This window comes from Burkholderia sp. 3C, from assembly GCF_054589155.1.
Genome location: NZ_BAAILN010000076.1, coordinates 18,967 through 38,541 on the forward strand (window position 1 = coordinate 18,967; position 19,575 = coordinate 38,541).

The following is a 19,575-nucleotide window of genomic DNA, read 5'->3' on the forward strand; positions in this document are numbered from 1 at the left end:
TCGTCGTGGCCGAGCAGCCCGGGTTCGCGTTCGACGCGCCGGGCGAGATCGTCTGCGGCGTGGACGAAGCCGGACGCGGCCCGCTGGCCGGCCCGGTGGTTGCGGCGGCCGTGATCCTCGATCCCGCGCGGCCGATCGTCGGCCTCGACGACTCGAAGGCGCTCAGCGCGAAGAAGCGCGAGGCGCTCTACGCCGAGATCGTTGCCCGCTCGCTTGCCTGGTGCGTGGCGTCGGCCAGCGTCGAGGAAATCGATACGATCAATATCCTGCATGCCACGATGCTGGCGATGCGGCGTGCCGTCGAAGGGCTGTCGGTGGTGCCGACGCTCGCGAAGATCGACGGCAACCGCTGCCCGCCGCTGACCATCCGCAGCGAAGCGATCATCGGCGGCGACGCGCTGGTGCCGAGCATCTCGGCCGCCTCGATCATCGCGAAGGTCACGCGCGACCGCCTGCTCGTCGATCTGCACGCGAGCTTCCCGCTCTACGGTTTCGACGTCCATTCCGGCTACGGCACGCCGAAACACCTCTCCGCGCTGCGCGAGCACGGGCCGTGCGAGCACCATCGACGCTCGTTCGCGCCGGTGCGCGCGGCGCTCGATATCGTCCGATGAAACTGATTACCTCGCGCGACAACCCGCTGTACAAGCGCCTGAAGGCGCTGGCGGGCTCGACGCAGCAGCAACGCCGCGGCGCGCAAGCGCTGCTCGAAGGGCTCCACCTCGCGTCGGCCTATCTCGACGCATGCGGTCAGCCCGAACTCTGCGTCGTGACCGACGGCGCGCTCGCGCACGACGAAACGCATGCGATCGTCTCGCGCGTCGAACCGCAGCGCGTGGTGTCCTTGCCCGATGCGCTGTTCGGCCAGTTGTCGAGCGTCGTCAACGGCGTCGGCATGCTGCTGCTGGTTGAACGGCCCGCCGCCGAACTGCCGGAACGCGTGACGCAAACGGCCGTCGTGCTCGACGGCGTGCAGGATGCCGGCAACGTTGGTTCGATCCTGCGCAGCGCCGCCGCAGCGGGCATCGGCCAGGTGTTCTGCGTGCGCGGCACGGCCTATGCGTGGTCGTCGAAGGTGCTGCGCTCGGGCATGGGCGCGCATTTCCTGTTGCAGATTCATGAGGACGTGGACGCCGATGCGCTGATTCCGCGTCTGGGTGTGCCGGTCGCTTTGACCGATTCGCATGGCGCGCAGGCGATCGACGACTGCGACCTGAGCGGCCCGGTGGCGTGGGTGTTTGGCAATGAAGGGGCGGGCGTGTCGGCCGCCTGGCGCGAGGCCGCCGGCTTGCGCGTGACGATTCCGCAGCCCGGTGGCATGGAATCGCTCAACGTGGCGGCAGCGGCGGCCGTCTGCCTGTTCGAGCAGTGCCGGCAACAGCGCAAGCGCTGAACCGGCGGCAACGCAACGCATGCGGGATGGAAGCGGCGGGTCACTTCGGTGGGCCGCCGCTTTTTTCATGCGCCGCGGGCGCGGCAATCGGCCCGCCTCGGCCCGCTCAGTACGACAGGTGGTCGAGCTTGATTTCCTGGAGGATCGTCGTGGCGATTTCCTCGATCGACTTGTGCGTCGACGACAACCAACTGATCCCCTCGCGCCGCATCATCGCCTCGGCCTCGTTGATCTCGTAGCGGCAGTTCTCGGGCGACGCGTACTTGCTGCCGGGGCGCCGCTCGTTGCGGATTTCCGAGAGCCGTTGCGGATCGATCGACAGCCCGAACAGCTTCTCGCGATGCGTCGCCAGTTCCCCCGGCAGCTTGCCGCGTTCGAAATCTTCGGGAATCAGCGGGTAGTTGGCTGCCTTCACGCCGTACTGCATCGCCAGATAGAGGCTGGTCGGCGTCTTGCCGCTGCGCGACACGCCCACCAGGATCACGTCGGCCTCCGCCAGGTTGCGGTCCGATTGGCCGTCGTCGTGCGCGAGCGAGAAGTTGATCGCCTCGATCCGGGTTTTATATTCCTCGGTGTCGGCGTTCTGGTGGCCGCGCCCCATCGCATGGGTCGACTTGAGCTGCAACTCCTGTTCGAGCGGCTCCACGAAGCGCTGGAACATGTCGAGCACCAGCGCGTTGGAGCGCTTGACGATCTCGTTCGATTCGCTGTCCACCAGCGTGGTAAACACGATCGGGCGGCGCCCGTCGAGCTGCGCCGCGTCGTTGATCTTCTGCACCGTCAGATACGCCTTGTCGTGCGAATCGACGAACGGCACGCGCACATGCCGGAATTTCTGGTCGAACTGGGACAGGATCGAGTGCGCGAAGGTCTCGGCGGTGATCCCCGTGCCGTCGGAGACGATGAAAACGGTTGGAAGCATGAATCGTGAGCGCTGACGTGCTGGGATGGCGGCCTCGTACGGGCCGGAAGCGGCCATTCTAGCAGGGCGTGCGTGCACCGTTCGAGCCTCGCGGGCATGCGCGGCGGGCTTGCGGGAGGTGGGCGCGCCCGGCTTTCGAGGCTCGCGCCGAGCGTCGATTGTCACATCGCGCACCGGGCACGGTAGAATAGCGGCCAACCTGTTGGATAAGCCGTTGTGGAAAAGCCGTCATGTTCGCGACTTTTTTACCGAGGCTGGCTTGCGTTCCCGGCAAATTGGGCGATTTGTCTGTTATTTCGTCCTTCTGCCGGGATTTTTACAAGCTGCGCCGGTTCTGGCGACCGCTTATCCAACAGGTCGTGCGATGCGCGCTCCCGCTTCTTATAGGCGGCCGCGCCCGAGCCCAATCGCCCGATCGTGAATTTTTTTCACACTTAGGGGCTTGTATGACTAACGCAGCAAACGTCGCAAAGGACCAGGCGTATGTAATCCCGTTCGAGCAGTTGCGGATGACCGATGTCGAGATCGTCGGGGGCAAGAATGCCTCCCTCGGCGAAATGATCAGCCAGCTTTCGCAAGCTGGTGTTCGCGTACCCACGGGCTATGCGACGACGGCACTCGCGTTCCGCGACTTCCTCGCTCACAACGACCTCACCGATCGCATTGCGAAACGCCTCGAGTCGCTCGATATCGACGACGTGAAGGCGCTCGCCGTCGCGGGTGCCGAAATCCGCAAGTGGATCGTCGACGCACCGCTGCAACCGCGTCTCGAGGCCGAAATCCGCGAACAGTTCGTCGTGCTGTGCAACAGCTCGCCCGAAGAGCTGTCGTTCGCCGTGCGTTCGTCGGCCACCGCCGAAGATCTGCCGGACGCCTCGTTCGCCGGTCAGCAGGAATCCTATCTGAACGTCGTCGGCGTCGAAGACGTGCTCGATCGCATGAAGCACGTGTTCGCGTCGCTCTACAACGACCGCGCGATTTCGTACCGCGTCCACAAGGGCTTCACGCACGCCGAAGTGGCGCTGTCGGCCGGCGTGCAGCGCATGGTCCGTTCGGACGTCGGCGCGGCCGGCGTGATGTTCACGATCGACACCGAATCGGGCTTCAAGGATGCCGTGTTCGTCACGTCGAGCTATGGCCTGGGCGAAACCGTCGTGCAGGGCGCCGTGAATCCGGACGAGTTCTACGTCTTCAAGACCACGCTCGCGCAGGACAAGTACCCGATCATCCGCCGCTCGATCGGCTCGAAGCTGATCAAGATGGAGTTCACGCAGCCGGGCGAGCCGGGCCGCGTGAAGACGGTCGACGTGCCGGGCGAGCAGCGCAACCGCTACTCGATCACCGACCAGGACGTGATCGAGCTGGCCAAGTACGCCGTCATCATCGAAAAGCACTACGAGCGTCCGATGGACATCGAGTGGGGCAAGGACGGCCGCGACGGCAAGATCTTCATCCTTCAGGCGCGTCCGGAAACGGTCAAGAGCCAGGCCAGCGGCAAGGCCGAGCAGCGCTTCAAGCTGAAGGGCCAGTCGCAAGTGCTGGCAACCGGCCGGGCGATCGGCCAGAAGATCGGCGCGGGCCCGGTGCGCGTGATCAACGATCCGTCGGAAATGGAACGCGTGCAGCCGGGCGACGTGCTGGTGGCCGACATGACCGACCCGAACTGGGAGCCGGTGATGAAGCGCGCCGCGGCGATCGTCACGAACCGCGGCGGCCGTACCTGCCACGCAGCGATCATCGCGCGTGAGCTCGGCGTGCCGGCCGTGGTGGGTTGCGGCGATGCCACCGACGTGCTGAAGGAAGGCTCGCTGGTCACGGTGTCGTGCTCGGAAGGCGACGAAGGCAAGATCTACGACGGCCTGCTCGAAACCGAAGTGACCGAAGTGCAGCGCGGCGAACTGCCGGCCATCCCGGTCAAGATCATGATGAACGTCGGCAACCCGCAACTCGCGTTCGACTTCTCGCAACTGCCGAACGCCGGTGTCGGCCTCGCGCGTCTCGAGTTCATCATCAACAACAACATCGGCGTTCACCCGCGGGCGATCCTCGAGTATCCGAACATCGATGCGGATCTGAAGAAGGCCGTCGAGAGCGTCGCGCGCGGCCACGCTTCGCCGCGTGCGTTCTACGTCGACAAGCTGATGGAAGGCATCGCCACGATCGGCGCGGCGTTCTATCCGAAGCCCGTGATCGTGCGTCTGTCGGACTTCAAGTCGAACGAGTACAAGAAGCTGATCGGCGGTTCGCGCTACGAGCCTGACGAGGAAAACCCGATGCTGGGTTTCCGCGGCGCATCGCGCTACATCTCCGAGGATTTCGCGCAGGCGTTCGAGATGGAGTGCATCGCGCTCAAGCGCGTGCGTGACGAGATGGGCCTGACCAACGTCGAGATCATGGTGCCGTTCGTGCGCACCGTGAAGCAGGCGGAGCGCGTTGTCGGCCTGCTGGCCAAGTACGGCCTCAAGCGCGGCGAAAACGGCCTGCGCCTGATCATGATGTGCGAAGTGCCGTCGAACGCGATCCTGGCCGAGCAGTTCCTCGAGTACTTCGACGGCTTCTCGATCGGCTCGAACGACCTGACGCAGCTCACGCTGGGCCTCGACCGCGATTCGGGCATGGAACTGCTGGCCGTCGATTTCGACGAACGCGATCCGGCCGTCAAGTTCATGCTCAAGCGCGCGATCGACGCGTGCCGCAAGCTCGACAAGTACGTCGGCATTTGCGGCCAGGGTCCGTCCGATCACCCGGATTTCGCGCAATGGCTGACCGAGGAGGGCATCCTGTCGATCTCGCTGAACCCGGATACGGTCATCGATACGTGGCAGGCGCTCGCGAAATCGGCGAAGTAGGTCGATGAAATAAGCAGTCCTTGATTCGCCTCGCCTGCCGTTCGCGGCCGAGGGGCCGGAACAGCTTCAGGTCTGTGCTATAAACACCCCGGTAATTCCGGGGTGTTTTCGTTTGGAGACCGACATGCAGGCAGCGCAGTGGTTCTGGTGGATCGGCGTAGGTGTGCTGGCCGTCGCGGAGTTGCTGACGGGCACGTTCTATCTGCTGATGATTGCGATCGGCTTTGTCGCCGGCGGGCTCGTGCATCTGGCCGGCGGCCCGCTGCACTGGCAGGTTGCCGCCGCGGCGATCGTGTCGGTGCTGTTGCTCGTGGCGTTGCGTCGCTCCGGCATCGGGCGGCGCCAGAAGCGCGACGCATCGGCCAATCCCGACGTGAATCTCGACATCGGCGCCACCATCGCGGTGCCGCACTGGCAGAATCGCCGGGCGCGCGCGCCGTATCGCGGCGCCGATTGGGACATCGAACTCGCCGAAGGCGAGCGCGACGATGCGCAGCTCTACGAGGTGCGTGCAGTACGGGGAAACTGCCTGATCGTCGCCGCCAAGGCCCGGACCTGAGAGCCGGGCCCCCGATCCTCGCTCAATCGATATAACAAAGGAGGTAAGCCGTCATGTCTGCGCTCATATTCTGGGTCGTGGTTCTCGTGATCGTGTTCGTCATCGTGTCGAAGACGGTCAAGATCGTGCCGCAGCAGCACGCCTGGGTGCTCGAACGCTTCGGCCGCTATCACGCCACGCTGTCGCCGGGGCTGAACATCGTGCTGCCGTTCATCGATCGCATCGCGTATCGGCACATTCTCAAGGAAATTCCGCTCGACGTACCGAGCCAGGTCTGCATCACGCGCGACAACACGCAGTTGCAGGTGGACGGCGTGCTGTACTTCCAGGTCACCGACGCGATGAAGGCGTCGTACGGATCGAGCAACTTCGTGCTGGCGATCACGCAACTGTCGCAAACCACGCTGCGCTCGGTGATCGGCAAGCTCGAACTCGACAAAACCTTCGAGGAGCGCGATTTCATCAACCACAGCATCGTGTCGTCGCTCGATCAAGCCGCGTCGAACTGGGGCGTCAAGGTGCTGCGCTACGAGATCAAGGACCTGACGCCGCCGAAGGAAATCCTGCATTCGATGCAGGCGCAGATCACGGCCGAACGCGAGAAGCGTGCGCTGGTGGCGGCCTCCGAGGGCCGCCGGCAGGAGCAGATCAACCTGGCCTCGGGCGCGCGTGAGGCGGCGATCCAGAAGTCGGAAGGCGAACGGCAGGCCGCGATCAACCAGGCGCAGGGCGAGGCGTCGGCGATCCTGGCGGTGGCCGAGGCCAATGCCGCGGCCATTCGCAAGATCGCCGAGGCAATTCAGTCGCAGGGCGGCATGGATGCCGTGAACCTGAAGGTGGCCGAGCAGTACGTGAGCGCGTTCGGCAATCTGGCCAAGCAGGGCAACACGCTGATCGTGCCGGCGGATATGTCCGATCTGAGCACGGCGATTGCTTCGGCGCTGACGATCGTCAAGCGTGGTGCGCCGGGCGGGGCGGCCAAGGGCTGAACGACGTTCGCCATCGCGCGAGGGTTGCGCGACCCCAATGAAATGGCCCGCTCGAAGCGGGCCATTCGTCTTGATGGGGCAGGGCGGTGGCGGTTGCCGTCGCCCGGGCCGCCCGCTTTCAGGTGCGGGCGCCATCGCGCATGATTCGCGCCTTTTCGCGTTCCCAGTCGCGTTTCTTCTCCGTTTCGCGCTTGTCGTGGAGCTTCTTGCCCTTGGCGAGGCCGATCTCGCATTTGACCCGGCCGGCCTTGTAGTGGAAGTTCAGCGGCACCAGCGTGTAGCCGCGCTGCTCGACCTTGCCGATCAGTTTCTTGATCTCGTCACGATGCAGCAGTAGCTTGCGCGTGCGGACCGGGTCGGGCTGGATGTGCGTTGACGCTTCCGGCAGCGGGCTGATATGGGTGCCGATCAGGAAGATTTCGTCGTTCTTGACGATCACGTAGCCTTCCTTGATCTGGCCGCGGCCGGCACGCAAGGCCTTGACCTCCCATCCTTCGAGCACAAGCCCTGCTTCATAGCGCTCTTCGATGTGGTAGTCGAAGAATGCCTTTCTGTTGTCTATGATGCTCATGAAAGGAAATGGCCAACTCGTTTAAAATCGCGATTTTAGCAAAGCGGGGCGCACTTGGCCCGGCTTGGCCTCCACTCTTGATGCCGCGAGATTTATGGCAGATGTCCACAAAACCGTATTGATCCGCCATTCGGCGGAACAGATGTTCGACCTCGTGACCGACGTGGCCGATTACCCGAACTTCCTGCCCTGGTGCGGCGGCGTCGAAGTGCGCCGCCAGGACGAGACCGGCATGGAGGCGCGGATCGACATCAATTTCAAGGGAATTCGGCAGCACTTCGCGACCCGCAACACGCAGGAGCGGCCGCATCGCATCGACATGGAATTCGCCGACGGCCCGTTCAAGAACTTCACGGGCTACTGGCGCTTCACGCCGCTGCGCGCCGATGCCTGCAAGATCGAGTTCTCGCTGCACTACGAATTCACCAACGTGATCCTCGAAAAGATCATCGGCCCGGTGTTCAGCCATATCGCCAACACGTTTGTCGATTCGTTCGTGAAGCGCGCCGATCACCTGTACGGGAAGGGCTGACCATGCTGGCCGTTCAGGTGTGTTACGCGCTGCCGACCTGCCAGACGCTGATCGACGTGTCGGTGCCCGACAGCGCCTCGGTGCGCGATGCGATCGAGGCGAGCGGGATCGTCGCGCAGCATCCCGAAATCGATCTCGATGCCGCCAAGACCGGCGTGTTCGGCAAGCTCGCGCCGCTCGATGCGCCGCTGCACGACGGCGACCGCGTGGAAATCTACCGGCCGCTGATCGTCGATCCGAAAGCCGCGCGCCAGCGCCGTGTCGACAAGACGCGCCGCGAAGGCTCGATCGAAGGCCGCAAGTGGATGCCGAAGGATTCGCGCTGAGTCTCAGCGGCCGGGGTTGCCCGGTCGGTCTTCCATGGCGGGTTCCCGCCTGATCTTGCGTTGGGTTGTGCTGCCACGGCTGGCCGCGTTTCGGGGTGGCATCGTGCGTCAGTGCGCCGTGCGGTGCCGTTCCGCTGACGACTGTTCGAGATCGGGGCTGCCCGGCCCGGCGGCGGGCGGCGCGGCATCGCCGTGGCGGCGCACCGCGCCGTAGACGCCGGCCAGCAACAGCCCCAGCGCGGCGATTTCCAGCCCGCGCGGCATCCGCGCCTCGAACACGAAGCCGTACAGCATCGCGAACACGGTCTCGAACACGATCAACTGGCCGGTCAGCGTCAGCGGCAGGCGTTTCGACGCCGCATTCCACAGACCATTGCCGAGCCACGACGCGCCGATCGCCAGCGCGAGATTGAGCAGCCAGAACATCGGCCAGCCGCCGGCGGCCGGCATCGCGACCGCGCCCGACGGCAACACGGCCAGCACGAGCCACGCCAACGCCCCCACCAGCCCCGTGACGATGCCCCACAACGCCGACCACTCGTTGCCGTCGAAGCGGTGATGGCGGCGCAGGTAGCGCGCGTTGGCCACGGCGTACCAGGTCCAGCTGGCCAGCGCGCCGGTGGCGCAGGCGATGCCGGTCAGCTTGTCGAGCGTCGAGGTGGCCTGGGCCGCGCTCGACGTGAACAGGTCGATGTTGATGCAGACGATGCCGGCCGCGACCAGCGCGAGCGGCAGGGCGAGCCGGCGCAGCGGCACGGCGTCGGCGTCGCGCAGCCCCGCGAACGTGACCGTGACGGGCAGCACGCCGACGATCAGCGAGGTGGGCGCGATGCCGATCAGGTGCACGGCGCTCGCCAGCAGCATGTAATAGCCGAGATTGCCGACGATCGCGAGCCGCACCAGCGCGATCAGGTCCTCGCGCGTCAGGCGGGCGAGCAGCGAGCGCGCCATCGGCAGCGCCACGGCGGCCGACACGAGCCCGTACATGGTGTAGCGGCCGGCACTGAGCACCAGCGGCGAGATGTCGGCGAGCAGCCTGGGCACCAGAAACACCATGCCCCAGAGGGCGCCGGCCAACACCCCGTACATGACTCCGCGCTGCATGATGATTTTCCTTGCACTGGCTGAAACGATGAGGGAGCGCATCGTAACGGTTCGCGCGGCCGGGCGTCTTGTCGAATCCTGCATGGGGGACGGATTGTCGGGCGTGGCTGGCCGCCCGCGCGGATGCGTCGCGGTTCGGATGCCCTTATTCGACGCAGGGGTTTTCCGCGTCGCCCGGGCGGCTCGGCAGGCCGCCGAAGCTAGGAATTTTCGTATTCGAACATGGCCGCGCGGGCGCGAAATCCGGACGAACCCGCCGCGAAGTGCAAACCGAACGCCGCGCCGGGCGGGCCGCTAAGCCGTTGTTCGGGTGGTGAAAATCCGCTCGGTATCGCGTATAATCTGCTTTTGCGCCCATAGGATTTGCCATGCGTCTTATCCAAAAAGCACTCACGTTCGATGACGTGCTCCTCGTCCCGGCTTTCTCCGATGTCCTGCCGCGCGACACCAGCCTCAAAACCCAGCTCACCCGCAACATCGCCCTGAACATGCCGCTCGTGTCCGCCGCCATGGATACGGTCACGGAAGGTCGCCTCGCCATCGCGATGGCGCAGCAGGGTGGCGTGGGTATCGTCCACAAGAACCTCACGCCCGCCGAGCAGGCGCGCGAAGTCGCGAAGGTCAAGCGTTTCGAGTCCGGCGTGGTCCGTGACCCGATCACGGTGCCGCCGACGATGAAGGTTCGCGATGTGATCGACCTGTCGCGCCAGCATGGCATTTCGGGGTTCCCGGTGGTCGAAGGCCCGCAACTGGTCGGCATCGTGACGAACCGCGACCTGCGTTTCGAATCGCGTCTCGACGAGCCGGTCAAGTCGATCATGACCACGCGCGAGCGCCTCGTCACCGTCAAGGAAGGCACGCCGCTCGCCGAAGCGAAGGCGCTGATGCACAGCCACCGCCTGGAGCGCGTGCTGGTCGTCAACGATGCGTTCGAACTGCGCGGCCTGATGACGGTGAAGGACATCACCAAGCAGACCGAACACCCGGACGCCTGCAAGGACGAACACGGCAAGCTGCGCGTGGGCGCGGCGGTGGGCGTGGGCGCGGACAACGAGGAGCGCGTCGAACTGCTGGTGCAGGCCGGCGTCGACATGATCGTGGTCGATACGGCGCACGGCCACAGCAAGGGCGTGCTCGAGCGCGTGCGCTGGGTCAAGCAGAACTTCCCGCACGTCGAAGTGATCGGCGGCAACATCGCCACCGCGGCGGCCGCCAGGGCGCTGGTCGAGTACGGCGCGGATGCGGTCAAGGTCGGTATCGGCCCTGGTTCGATCTGCACGACGCGAATCGTCGCCGGCGTGGGCGTGCCGCAGATCAGCGCGATCGCCAACGTGTCCGAAGCGCTGCGCGGCACCGGCGTGCCCTGCATCGCCGACGGCGGCGTGCGCTTCTCGGGCGACGTGTCGAAGGCGCTGGCCGCCGGCGCGAATACGGTGATGATGGGCAGCATGCTGGCCGGCACGGAAGAAGCGCCGGGCGACGTGTTCCTGTATCAAGGCCGCCAGTACAAGTCGTATCGCGGCATGGGTTCGGTCGGCGCGATGAAGGACGGCGCGGCGGACCGCTACTTCCAGGACAATTCCGCGAACATCGACAAGCTCGTGCCGGAAGGCATCGAAGGCCGTGTGGCCTACAAGGGCTCGGTCAACGCGATCCTGTTCCAACTGGTCGGCGGCGTGCGCGCCAGCATGGGTTATTGCGGTTGCCGCACCATCACCGAAATGCACGAGAAGGCCGAGTTCGTCCAGATCACGGCTGCCGGCATGCGCGAGTCGCATGTTCACGACGTGCAAATCACCAAGGAAGCCCCCAACTACCACGTGGACTGATCGCTCATGAAGCCATTGCTGCGCGTCGTACTCGTTATCGATGCCCTGCTGCTGCTCGCAGGTGGTGTGCTGTTCGTGCTGACGCCCTGGAAGGGGCTGTACGACGCGTTGCAACTGGTTCAGGTCGATCCAGCCATGGTGGGGCAGGCATTCGGCATTGCGTTGCTCGGGCTGGCATGGCTGGCGTTTCATGCGTCGGTCAACGGCGATCTGACGTCCGGCGTCGCCCGTGCGGTCGGCCATGTGAACTGGCTGATCGGCGTGGTGATGGTGGTCTGGCTGATCGGCCTGCACCGGCCGGAGTTGACCGCGTTCGGTCAGCTCGTGTCGGTCGTCACGGCGGCGCTGTTGGTCGTGATCGGGCTCGGTGGCGTGCAGCTTGCCTCCACGGTGCGCAAGCGCGAGCGCGTGCGGGCCGTCGAGGCCAAGGCGTCGCGCAACGCCGCGGCGCAGCAGCCTGCGCCGGTCGTCGTGCCGCCGCAGCCGCAGCCGGCCGCCACGCGCGTCGAGCCGGGCATTGGCGGCGCGCGGGCGGCATCGGTCACCGAACCGGCGCCGTCGTATGCCGCGCCGTCGTCGGCCGGGTCCGCCGCCGGCACGCGTCCGTACGAGCCGAGCGGTACCGGCCGAGCGACCGATACGCCGGCCGCCCACAGCGAGCCGCCGAAGCCGCCGTTCCACGGTTGACCGGGCGCCACCCGAGCGTGGCGTTCGCCGGGCCTCGCGCCCGGATGGTTTCCGATTCAGATGCAGCGCCGCGTGCGCTGCTTTTCTTACCCGTTTGTTTATCTTCGCGTCCGCAGCCATGCACGACAAAATCCTGATTCTCGACTTCGGTTCGCAAGTCACCCAACTGATCGCGCGGCGCGTGCGTGAAGCGCACGTCTACTGCGAAATCCATCCGAACGACGTCACCGACGAATTCGTCCGCGCGTTCGCGCCGAAGGCCGTGATCCTGTCCGGCAGCCATGCCAGCACCTACGAAGATCACCAGTTGCGCGCGCCGCAGGCCGTGTGGGATCTCGGCGTGCCGGTGCTCGGCATCTGCTACGGCATGCAGACGATGGCCGTGCAGCTTGGCGGCAAGGTGGAATGGAGCGACCACCGCGAGTTCGGCTACGCCGAAGTGCGCGCTCATGGCCACACGCGCCTGTTGAACGGCATCGAGGATTTCACGACCGGCGAAGGCCACGGCATGCTGAAGGTGTGGATGAGCCACGGCGACAAGGTCGGCGAACTGCCGCCCGGCTTCAAGCTGATGGCCTCGACGCCGAGCTGCCCGATCGCGGCGATGGCCGACGAGGAGCGCGGCTACTACGCCGTGCAGTTCCATCCCGAAGTCACGCACACCATGAAGGGCCGCCAGATCCTCGAACGCTTCGTGCTCGAGATCGCCGGCGCGAAGCCCGATTGGGTGATGCGCGATCACATCGAAGAGGCCGTGAAGCTGATCCGCGAGCAGGTGGGCGACGAGGAGGTGATTCTCGGCCTGTCCGGCGGCGTGGATTCGAGCGTGGCCGCGGCGCTGATCCATCGCGCGATCGGCGATCAGCTGACCTGCGTGTTTGTCGATCACGGCCTGCTGCGCCTGAACGAAGGGCAGATGGTGCTCGACATGTTCCAGGGCCGCCTGCACGCGAAGGTCGTGCATGTGGATGCGTCCGAGCAGTTTCTCGGCCATCTGACCGGCGTGACCGACCCGGAAGCGAAGCGCAAGATCATCGGCCGCGAGTTCGTCGAGGTGTTCCAGGCCGAAGCGAAGAAGCTGTCGAACGCGAAGTGGCTGGCGCAGGGCACGATCTATCCGGACGTCGTGGAATCGGGCGGCACCAAGACCAAGAAGGCCACCACGATCAAGAGCCACCACAACGTCGGCGGCCTGCCGGAAACGCTCGGCCTGAAGCTGCTGGAGCCGCTGCGCGACCTGTTCAAGGACGAAGTGCGCGAGCTGGGCGTGGCGCTCGGCCTGCCGCCGGAGATGGTCTATCGCCATCCGTTCCCGGGCCCGGGCCTCGGCGTGCGGATTCTCGGCGAAGTGAAGCGCGATTACGCGGATCTGCTGCGCCGTGCCGACGCGATCTTCATCGAGGAACTGCGTGCGACGATCGCCAACGAGCAGGATGCGGCCGCCGGCATTTGCGACGCGTCGCAGGTCGGCAAGTCGTGGTACGACCTGACGAGCCAGGCGTTTGCGGTGTTTTTGCCGGTGAAGTCGGTGGGCGTGATGGGCGATGGCCGGACGTACGATTACGTGACGGCGCTGCGTGCGGTGCAGACCACCGACTTCATGACGGCGCATTGGGCGCATCTGCCTTATGCGTTGCTGGGGCGGGTGTCGAACCGCATTATTAATGAAGTGCGGGGGATCAATCGGGTTGTTTATGACGTGTCGGGGAAGCCGCCGGCGACGATTGAATGGGAGTGAATTCACGTCCTTCGAGAACTGTCGCCAGCTATCGAAAAGCACTCGTAACGTATTGATTTTGAAAGAAATACGTCACGGCAGCTATCGGTGGCTATCGCCGGCCAGCAAAACAGGTCGACGGTAAAGCTGACGGTAAGAATCGAGGCCGAATTAAGACCCTCCCGTTCACTATTCAGCCTTTTACCGTCTTTGACGGTAAAAGGCTTCTCGGGAAAGCTTGTTTTATGCGGCTTTCCAGGCATCAACAGGTCTCCTGGTCCCTGACGGTAACGCCGTCAAAAAGCCGGAGGAAACCTCGATGCTTACCGACGCTGCACTGCGTAACTTGAAGCCCAAGTCCAAGACTTATCAGGCTTCTGAGCGTGATGCGATGTCCGTGACGGTATCACCCAGCGGTACCGTCACCTTCCGCTACGATTACCGGTTCAACGGACGCCGGGAAACGCTGACCCTCGGGCGCGATAGCCCTGACGGTATTTCTTTGGCGATGGCGCGCGAACTGCTCCCGGACGCGCGGAAAACCGTCCTCAAGGGCATCTCACCTGCGCTCGAAAAGCAACGCGAGAAACGCCGGGTGGTCGCCATCAAGACCTTCGGCACGGCGAACGCGACCGGCACCAGTTCCGGTTCATCGTCTCTCCGGAGGAGGCCGAACAGCTCGACGACCTGCGCACCTACACGCGGCACCTGATGGCGCGCATGAAGGCCGACCTGGGCACGCGGCTGGAATGGGGCGCGGTCGATCACGGGAACACCGACAACCCGCACACGCACGTCGTCCTGCGCGGCAAGGACAACACCGGCAAAGACCTCATCATTTCCCGTGACTACATCGCCGAAGGGATGCGTCGTCGGGCGTCGGAACTGGCGACCGAATGGCTGGGGCCGCGTACCGAGCTGGAGACGCAGCGGGCCATGCAGCGGATGAGGGACGTCGGCTCAGGGATGTGCACACACGATTAGGTCGAGCCTGGCGCGCAGTTGCGAAGTGGCCGCCGTTGCATCGGCAACCGAACGTACTCTACTTAGCCTTTCCGACACGCCCAAACTCCGGTCGGAACGCTGCGGGAGGGGCAAACGATGCGGGCGTGGAGGCAGATCCTCCGGGCGCTTGGATCGTCGGCTAGCCGATCAGTCGAAAACGGCATTCCATGCCGGCCAAGCGGTCTGCCCGGGTCGCCTGATATTCGGCCGAGTTGTACCAGGCGATCGCCGTCTCGCGATTGATGAAGCTGATAATCGCACCGTTTTCGAAGGCCGGCTCTCCAGCCAGTACCTCCCAGACGCCACGGCCGATGAACTCGCCTTCAAATTGTTCGACGACGGGGCCTGCCGCTGCTGAATAGCGCTTCAGGGCCTCCGGATCCTTTACGGCCAACTCGACAGCAACATAGACGCTCATTTCGATACTCCGGATGCAGGAGCGATTTGAAAGAAACCGGTTCTACGAGCGGTGGCCGCTCCTCACGAAGACCTGAAACACTACGCCGTCTCGAGAGGATAAACCCCTAACGAGACGGCTCCGCCGAGTTGGAGTTGATGGAGGCGCTCCATCGTTCTTTTCAATATTCCACGACGATCTTGCCGAAGTGGCTGGCTGTTTGCTGCAGACGGAAGGCGTCGGCCAGTTTGGGGAACGTGAAGGCGTGATCAATGATGGGCCTGACGCCGACGATGTCGAGCGCCCGTACCATTTCGAGTTGATGCTGGCGGTTACCGACCACGAGGCCCTGGAGCCGCTGTTGGCGCGCCATCAGCAAACCCGTGGGCACATCGCCGCCGCGTCCAGTGAGAACGCCGATCAGCGCCAGATGACCGCCGACCCGCCCGGCCTGGATTGACTGGGCCAGTGTGCCGGGTCCCCCGACCTCAACGACATGGTCGACGCCGCGTCCGCCGGTAATATCGCGGACATGCCTGCCCCATTCTGGGATCTCGCGATAATTGACGGTGTGATCGGCGCCGAGCGCGCAGGCACGTTCCAGCTTGTCGTCGGATGACGAGGTCACGATCACCGACGCCCCCATTGCCTTGGCGAGTTGAAGCGCGAAGATCGACACCCCACCCGTGCCCAGCACCAGCACAGTTGCACCGGCCTTCAATCCACCATCGACGACGAGAGCGCGCCAAGCCGTTAGCCCTGCCGTTGTCAGCGTCGCTGCTTCGGCATGGGTGTAACCCTTCGGTGCGTGTGTGAAGGCGTGTACTGGCGCCACGACCACTTCGCGTGCGTAACCGTCGATACCGTCGCCCGGCGTCGTCGCGAAATCGGCGATTTGCGGCTCGCCATCAAGCCACGTCGGAAAGAAAGTTGACACGACATGGTCGCCGACCGAGAAAGCCTCTACGTCCGGCCCGACCGCCTCGACCACGCCTGCTCCGTCGGCCATGGGGATGCGTCCCGGAGCGGCTGGAAGCCGCCCCGTCACGACGCCCAGATCGTGATAATTGAGCGAGGTCGCATGCAGGTGGACCCGGATTTCTCCCGGGCCCGGTATACCCGGATCGGGCAAGTCGACCATCGTGAGGGCTTCGAGGCCGACCTGACCGTTGGAGTGGAACGCACGCATGATTGGCAATCCTGATCAGGCGCTGGCAAGCGCCGCGGGCCGTGATTCGGCCGAGTCCAGATTCTCAACAGGATCGCCCTGTTGCGCCAGGTGGATGCGGAGGCCCGTTTCTCCGGAACCGAGGCCGGGCTTGAGCACCTGCTGTCCGTCATAGTGCCCGCCATTCTGAGTGCGATACGGGATCGGCGTGTCGGTGAAGAGATTCTCCATCCGGACCTTGAAGGCTGCCGCGACTTCCACCCAGCGCTCTTCAGACAGGCGGTCGCTCTGGTAGATGGGGAAGGGCGGCATAACATCCATGCCCGGATAGAAGAGCTGTCCATGCTGGATGGGCCACAAGATCTCGTCGAGTCGGCCATTGACGCCGCGCTCGCTATAGTGCGGCTCGCGACCGCCGATGCTGACGACAACCATCGCCCGGCGACCGGCTAGCGTTCCTTCACCATACCGATCGCCCCAGCGTTCACCACCATGCGGGCCAACGCCGTAAGCGAAGCCATGCGCATAGACGCGCTCCACCCAACCCTTCAGGATTGCCGGCGCGCTGAACCACCACAACGGGAAGGTGAGGATGACCGCGTCGGCCCACAGCAGCTTCTGCTGCTCAGCCACGATATCGGCGGGTTGGGTACCCGTGGCGAAGGCGTTGCCTGATTCCGATGCATAGCGTAGCCGATCGGCGTTCTTTCGCTGCGGGAAATCGGCTGCATCGGCGACGGCCTTCCAGTGCATGGCATAGAGGTCGGATACTTGAACCTGATGGCCCTGCGCGGTCAGCGTTTCGACCGCGAGGTTCTTCAAAGAGCCGGTCAGCGACTGGGCCTCTGGATGGGCGTGGACGATAAGAACGTTGCTCATGCGGTGATCCTGAATAAGAAAGGGAAGAGGCGGCTTTCGACCGTTCTCCTCAAAGCCAGACAGCCCTAAGGACTTTCACCGTTTATCGCGTTGATGGTGAAGCATGCAGCGTAAATGGTGATCAGGTATATTGGAAATGAATTTCATAGATACCTGGTATTGTCATGGATAATTTGCGTAGTCTCGACCTGAACCTTCTGCGCACGCTCAATGTATTGCTTGAGGAGCACAACGTGAGTCGGGCGGCCGAGCGTCTCAATCTGTCGCAGCCGTCTGTCAGCGTCCACCTATCGAAACTTAGAAGAGTCTTCAAGGATCCTCTGCTTTTGCCCGGGCCTCGCGGTATGCGACCAACGGCAAGGGCCGACTCGCTGCGGGAGTCGCTTTCCGTGGCCTTGGCTGCCCTGAACGAAGTCATGTCGCCGTTACAGCCGTTTGACCCATACACCGCGGCACTAACTTGGAAGATTGCCGCGACGGATTACAGTGAAACGACGGTACTGCTACCGACGCTTCCAAGGCTGCGTGAATATGCGCCGAATACTCGCGTTAGCGTTACGCAGATCGCACCGCGTCTCATCGCCAGACAATGCGAAATAGGTGAAGTTGATCTAGCATTCCATACGGCGGACGAAGCGCCTGACGGCTTACGCCGAAAGACCTTGTTTCAGGAAAAGTATGTGCTGGTCGGACGGCCTGATCATCCTCGACTCAAGCGAAAGCTTACCGTGTCGCAGTTTTGCAAACTGGATCATGTAATCGTGTCACCGGATGGAGGTGGATTTGTCGGCGTCACTGATATGACTTTGGCACAGCTTGGTCTGAAGAGGCGAGTCGTACTTTCAGTGCCCCATTTCACCTTCGTACAAGACGTATTGTCGCGTACGGACTTGGTTGCGATGCTCCCATCGCGCCTGCTTAATGGCGAATCCAAATTACGATCGGTCGCGCCGCCGGTCGAGGTTCCCGGGTACGAAATGGTAATGCTGTGGCACGAACGGTCACATCGCGACCTGTCGCATCAATGGTTACGGGAGCTTATCGGTTCGAGCATTAAGGGGGACGATTAGCGGGCGCGGAGATGTGACGACTGAGAAAGGTTCCTTTGAAACGTGGTCGTTCCGTGCGTCGTGTTGGCGAAATTCAACTTATTAGCATCACTCGGATGTTGAGGTTTTCTCTTTGCGTCGATCCGGCGCTCGCGTTATCGCCGGTTTTGTACCAGTGGCGTGCGGCGTCAGCACTTGGAAATTGAATGATAAGTGCGCGCTCAAAGTTTTCGATCATGTCTGGATAGGCGGCACTGCCCCACATGACTATTTGTCCACCGTGATTCGCAATAGACCGTGTCGTTAATGCGCTGGAGACATGACTCTTTTCGTCCACATCTCTGATTTCGACAACTACAAACGCAGTCACCAAGCCACCTTAGGGGGTGAAGTTCGTGAAATTGTGCTCGTTCATGAAGGAGCCAGAAATGCCGTACCATGCACTTCTGTAGTGCGTTCAACGCACGACAAAGACCATAGCGGCTCATGTCTGAGCAACTATAATTTCCCCATCATGCAATCACCTGACCTCAATCTCCTGTTCGCGCTCGACGTGTTGCTCGAGGAGGGGTCCGTTGTGTCCGCCGCTCGCCGCATGAATCTAAGTGCACCGGCGATGAGTCGTACCCTGGCACGCATTCGCGAGACTGTCGGTGACCCGATCTTTGTGAAGGTCGGGCGCAAGATGGTGCCGACACCGCGCGCACTTGCGTTGCGGGAGCAGGTCCGCCAAGCTGTTCAGGGCGCTCGCCGCCTGCTGGAACCCGAACACGAGGTCGACCTATCCTCGCTCAAACGTAATTTCAATCTGCATGCAAACGACGTATTCATCAGCGCGTTCGGGCAGGCGTTGATGGAACGGGTGTGTGCCGAGGCGCCCCATGTCCTGTTACGTTTCTCACCGGAGCGGGAAACGGAAGATACGGTGCTGGAGGATGGCAAGGTCGATCTCTATATCAGCGCTATGCGCCCGATGGGGAAGGACTTACATGTGCAGTCGCTGTTCACGACGAAGTTCGTTGGGATGGCGCGCGATCAGCATCCCATCTTCGAGCACGAAATTACTCCCGAACGTTTCGCGAAATACGATCAGATCAGTGTCTCCCGCCGTGGACGTGCGAGCGGCCCGATTGATACTGCCCTGCAGCGTCTCGGTCTTTCCCGCCGTGTGTCGTTGGTGGCTCCCTCATTTCATTCAGGCGTTTTCATGCTCGGGAGTTCGGACCTGATCTTGACCGTACCCGAGCACGTTGCGTGGGCCGTACGACGGATGGGCGTGCGGGCGCGTCATTTTGAGCTGCCACTTCCGCTCGAAACCGTGGTGGTTGTCCAGGCGTGGCATCCCCGATTCCAGAGCGACAGCGCGCATCAATGGCTCCGAGGTATCGTCCGCGAACTCTGCACGGGTGAGGCTGGTGCTAATCCCGGCGCGATGGTGCTTTCGAAATAGATGCGTCAGACGCACGGCAGGAGTGCAAAGATTTCAATTTTCGGAGTGACCCACCGCATCTAGACTGACCACATTCGATGTTGTCTGTGGAAGGTAAAACGGTGAACGATTTTCCGAATTCAATTGACGCTGTCATTGTCTCGATGCGG

The 19,575-nt window shown here is 63.3% G+C and carries 19 protein-coding genes and 2 pseudogenes; 14 read left to right on the forward strand and 7 right to left on the reverse strand.

The genetic code is table 11. The annotated features are described in order from the left end of the window. Both rnhB and ACYP33_RS13720 read left to right on the forward strand, forming a co-directional pair. Window positions 1-614, forward strand: a 614-nt coding sequence (gene rnhB, locus ACYP33_RS13715) for a ribonuclease HII (RefSeq protein ID WP_459622323.1), incomplete at its 5' end; no start/stop codon positions are given. Further along, the gene (locus ACYP33_RS13720) at window positions 611-1,393 is read left to right on the forward strand and encodes a TrmH family RNA methyltransferase (RefSeq protein ID WP_414451673.1); all 783 of its coding nucleotides are present in this window, start codon (window positions 611-613) and stop codon (window positions 1,391-1,393) included. The genes rnhB and ACYP33_RS13720, both read left to right, overlap by 4 nt. Before the next feature lie 106 nt (window positions 1,394-1,499). Here ACYP33_RS13720 and ppsR read toward each other — a convergent pair whose 3' ends face one another. Next, window positions 1,500-2,315: a posphoenolpyruvate synthetase regulatory kinase/phosphorylase PpsR gene (gene ppsR / locus ACYP33_RS13725; RefSeq protein ID WP_414442173.1), complete on the reverse strand. Its 816-nt coding sequence runs from the start codon at window positions 2,313-2,315 to the stop codon at window positions 1,500-1,502. A 446-nt stretch (window positions 2,316-2,761) separates the two neighbouring features. On the opposite strand from ppsR, the gene ppsA reads away from it, so the two are divergent. The 3 genes from ppsA (at window position 2,762) to ACYP33_RS13740 (ending at window position 6,712) form a co-directional block, all read left to right on the forward strand. Further along, a complete protein-coding gene (ppsA, locus tag ACYP33_RS13730; RefSeq protein WP_414442172.1) occupies window positions 2,762-5,164 on the forward strand; it encodes a phosphoenolpyruvate synthase in 2,403 nt (800 codons plus the stop codon). Window positions 5,165-5,288: 124 nt separating this feature from the next. Continuing rightward, complete coding sequence (locus ACYP33_RS13735) at window positions 5,289-5,723, forward strand: NfeD family protein (RefSeq protein WP_459622325.1); 435 nt, start codon at window positions 5,289-5,291, stop codon at window positions 5,721-5,723. Window positions 5,724-5,776: 53 nt separating this feature from the next. Next, window positions 5,777-6,712 (forward strand): SPFH domain-containing protein, encoded by a 936-nt coding sequence (locus ACYP33_RS13740; RefSeq protein WP_414451675.1) that lies wholly within the window; start codon window positions 5,777-5,779, stop codon window positions 6,710-6,712. Window positions 6,713-6,830: 118 nt separating this feature from the next. On the opposite strand, the gene smpB is transcribed toward ACYP33_RS13740, so the two are convergent. Then, the gene (gene smpB / locus ACYP33_RS13745; protein WP_414442169.1) at window positions 6,831-7,283 is read right to left on the reverse strand and encodes an SsrA-binding protein SmpB; all 453 of its coding nucleotides are present in this window, start codon (window positions 7,281-7,283) and stop codon (window positions 6,831-6,833) included. Window positions 7,284-7,377: 94 nt separating this feature from the next. Here smpB and ACYP33_RS13750 point away from each other — a divergent pair, with 94 nt between their 5' ends. Beyond that, window positions 7,378-7,815 (forward strand): type II toxin-antitoxin system RatA family toxin, encoded by a 438-nt coding sequence (locus tag ACYP33_RS13750; RefSeq protein ID WP_414442168.1) that lies wholly within the window; start codon window positions 7,378-7,380, stop codon window positions 7,813-7,815. Window positions 7,816-7,817: 2 nt separating this feature from the next. Beyond that, window positions 7,818-8,141 carry an RnfH family protein gene (locus tag ACYP33_RS13755; protein ID WP_414451677.1) on the forward strand — a complete coding sequence of 108 codons (324 nt, stop codon included), beginning with the start codon at window positions 7,818-7,820 and terminating at the stop codon, window positions 8,139-8,141. Between the two features lie 108 nt (window positions 8,142-8,249). On the opposite strand, the gene ACYP33_RS13760 is transcribed toward ACYP33_RS13755, so the two are convergent. Then, window positions 8,250-9,245: a DMT family transporter gene (locus ACYP33_RS13760; RefSeq protein WP_414451678.1), complete on the reverse strand. Its 996-nt coding sequence runs from the start codon at window positions 9,243-9,245 to the stop codon at window positions 8,250-8,252. Window positions 9,246-9,613: 368 nt separating this feature from the next. On the opposite strand from ACYP33_RS13760, the gene guaB reads away from it, so the two are divergent. The 5 genes and pseudogenes from guaB to ACYP33_RS13785 all read left to right on the forward strand — a co-directional run. Beyond that, window positions 9,614-11,074, forward strand: coding sequence for an IMP dehydrogenase (gene guaB, locus ACYP33_RS13765; RefSeq protein ID WP_414442165.1), 1,461 nt, complete (start codon window positions 9,614-9,616; stop codon window positions 11,072-11,074). 6 nt (window positions 11,075-11,080) lie between these two features. Continuing rightward, window positions 11,081-11,761, forward strand: a complete 681-nt coding sequence (locus tag ACYP33_RS13770; RefSeq protein WP_414451679.1) for a hypothetical protein — start codon at window positions 11,081-11,083, stop codon at window positions 11,759-11,761. A 118-nt stretch (window positions 11,762-11,879) separates the two neighbouring features. After that, window positions 11,880-13,499, forward strand: coding sequence for a glutamine-hydrolyzing GMP synthase (gene guaA, locus ACYP33_RS13775; protein WP_459622330.1), 1,620 nt, complete (start codon window positions 11,880-11,882; stop codon window positions 13,497-13,499). A 298-nt stretch (window positions 13,500-13,797) separates the two neighbouring features. Next, a pseudogene (locus ACYP33_RS13780) lies at window positions 13,798-14,103 on the forward strand (Arm DNA-binding domain-containing protein); the annotation flags it as partial. Continuing rightward, a pseudogene (locus ACYP33_RS13785) lies at window positions 14,100-14,432 on the forward strand (type VI secretion protein); the annotation flags it as partial. The pseudogenes ACYP33_RS13780 and ACYP33_RS13785, both read left to right, overlap by 4 nt. Before the next feature lie 190 nt (window positions 14,433-14,622). Here ACYP33_RS13785 and ACYP33_RS13790 read toward each other — a convergent pair. The 3 genes from ACYP33_RS13790 to ACYP33_RS13800 all read right to left on the reverse strand — a co-directional run bounded on the left by ACYP33_RS13790 (window position 14,623) and on the right by ACYP33_RS13800 (window position 16,927). After that, on the reverse strand, window positions 14,623-14,901 hold the full coding sequence (locus ACYP33_RS13790) for a DUF1330 domain-containing protein (RefSeq protein ID WP_459622332.1): 279 nt from the start codon (window positions 14,899-14,901) through the stop codon (window positions 14,623-14,625). 160 nt (window positions 14,902-15,061) lie between these two features. Continuing rightward, a complete protein-coding gene (locus tag ACYP33_RS13795; protein ID WP_459622334.1) occupies window positions 15,062-16,069 on the reverse strand; it encodes a zinc-dependent alcohol dehydrogenase family protein in 1,008 nt (335 codons plus the stop codon). A gap of 15 nt (window positions 16,070-16,084) precedes the next feature. After that, window positions 16,085-16,927 carry an NAD(P)H-dependent oxidoreductase gene (locus ACYP33_RS13800; protein WP_414451683.1) on the reverse strand — a complete coding sequence of 281 codons (843 nt, stop codon included), beginning with the start codon at window positions 16,925-16,927 and terminating at the stop codon, window positions 16,085-16,087. 164 nt (window positions 16,928-17,091) lie between these two features. Between ACYP33_RS13800 and ACYP33_RS13805 the strand changes: the two genes are divergently transcribed. Further along, window positions 17,092-17,997 (forward strand): LysR family transcriptional regulator, encoded by a 906-nt coding sequence (locus tag ACYP33_RS13805; RefSeq protein ID WP_459622337.1) that lies wholly within the window; start codon window positions 17,092-17,094, stop codon window positions 17,995-17,997. Window positions 17,998-18,070: 73 nt separating this feature from the next. Here ACYP33_RS13805 and ACYP33_RS13810 read toward each other — a convergent pair whose 3' ends face one another. Beyond that, window positions 18,071-18,346 carry a DUF1330 domain-containing protein gene (locus ACYP33_RS13810; protein ID WP_459622339.1) on the reverse strand — a complete coding sequence of 92 codons (276 nt, stop codon included), beginning with the start codon at window positions 18,344-18,346 and terminating at the stop codon, window positions 18,071-18,073. A 144-nt stretch (window positions 18,347-18,490) separates the two neighbouring features. Between ACYP33_RS13810 and ACYP33_RS13815 the strand changes: the two genes are divergently transcribed. Then, window positions 18,491-19,426, forward strand: a complete 936-nt coding sequence (locus ACYP33_RS13815) for a LysR family transcriptional regulator (RefSeq protein WP_459622341.1) — start codon at window positions 18,491-18,493, stop codon at window positions 19,424-19,426. The last annotated feature ends 149 nt before the right edge of the window (window positions 19,427-19,575 follow it).

Bases quoted from the DNA above. Each gene is read 5' to 3' on its own strand.
- ACYP33_RS13720 (WP_414451673.1), top strand. From the start codon at position 611: ATGAAACTGATTACCTCGCGCGACAACCCGCTGTACAAGCGCCTGAAG.
- ppsR (WP_414442173.1), bottom strand. From the start codon at position 2,315: ATGCTTCCAACCGTTTTCATCGTCTCCGACGGCACGGGGATCACCGCC.
- ppsA (WP_414442172.1), top strand. From the start codon at position 2,762: ATGACTAACGCAGCAAACGTCGCAAAGGACCAGGCGTATGTAATCCCG.
- ACYP33_RS13735 (WP_459622325.1), top strand. From the start codon at position 5,289: ATGCAGGCAGCGCAGTGGTTCTGGTGGATCGGCGTAGGTGTGCTGGCC.
- ACYP33_RS13740 (WP_414451675.1), top strand. From the start codon at position 5,777: ATGTCTGCGCTCATATTCTGGGTCGTGGTTCTCGTGATCGTGTTCGTC.
- smpB (WP_414442169.1), bottom strand. From the start codon at position 7,283: ATGAGCATCATAGACAACAGAAAGGCATTCTTCGACTACCACATCGAA.
- ACYP33_RS13750 (WP_414442168.1), top strand. From the start codon at position 7,378: ATGGCAGATGTCCACAAAACCGTATTGATCCGCCATTCGGCGGAACAG.
- ACYP33_RS13755 (WP_414451677.1), top strand. From the start codon at position 7,818: ATGCTGGCCGTTCAGGTGTGTTACGCGCTGCCGACCTGCCAGACGCTG.
- ACYP33_RS13760 (WP_414451678.1), bottom strand. From the start codon at position 9,245: ATGCAGCGCGGAGTCATGTACGGGGTGTTGGCCGGCGCCCTCTGGGGC.
- guaB (WP_414442165.1), top strand. From the start codon at position 9,614: ATGCGTCTTATCCAAAAAGCACTCACGTTCGATGACGTGCTCCTCGTC.
- ACYP33_RS13770 (WP_414451679.1), top strand. From the start codon at position 11,081: ATGAAGCCATTGCTGCGCGTCGTACTCGTTATCGATGCCCTGCTGCTG.
- guaA (WP_459622330.1), top strand. From the start codon at position 11,880: ATGCACGACAAAATCCTGATTCTCGACTTCGGTTCGCAAGTCACCCAA.
- ACYP33_RS13790 (WP_459622332.1), bottom strand. From the start codon at position 14,901: ATGAGCGTCTATGTTGCTGTCGAGTTGGCCGTAAAGGATCCGGAGGCC.
- ACYP33_RS13795 (WP_459622334.1), bottom strand. From the start codon at position 16,069: ATGCGTGCGTTCCACTCCAACGGTCAGGTCGGCCTCGAAGCCCTCACG.
- ACYP33_RS13800 (WP_414451683.1), bottom strand. From the start codon at position 16,927: ATGAGCAACGTTCTTATCGTCCACGCCCATCCAGAGGCCCAGTCGCTG.
- ACYP33_RS13805 (WP_459622337.1), top strand. From the start codon at position 17,092: ATGGATAATTTGCGTAGTCTCGACCTGAACCTTCTGCGCACGCTCAAT.
- ACYP33_RS13815 (WP_459622341.1), top strand. From the start codon at position 18,491: ATGCAATCACCTGACCTCAATCTCCTGTTCGCGCTCGACGTGTTGCTC.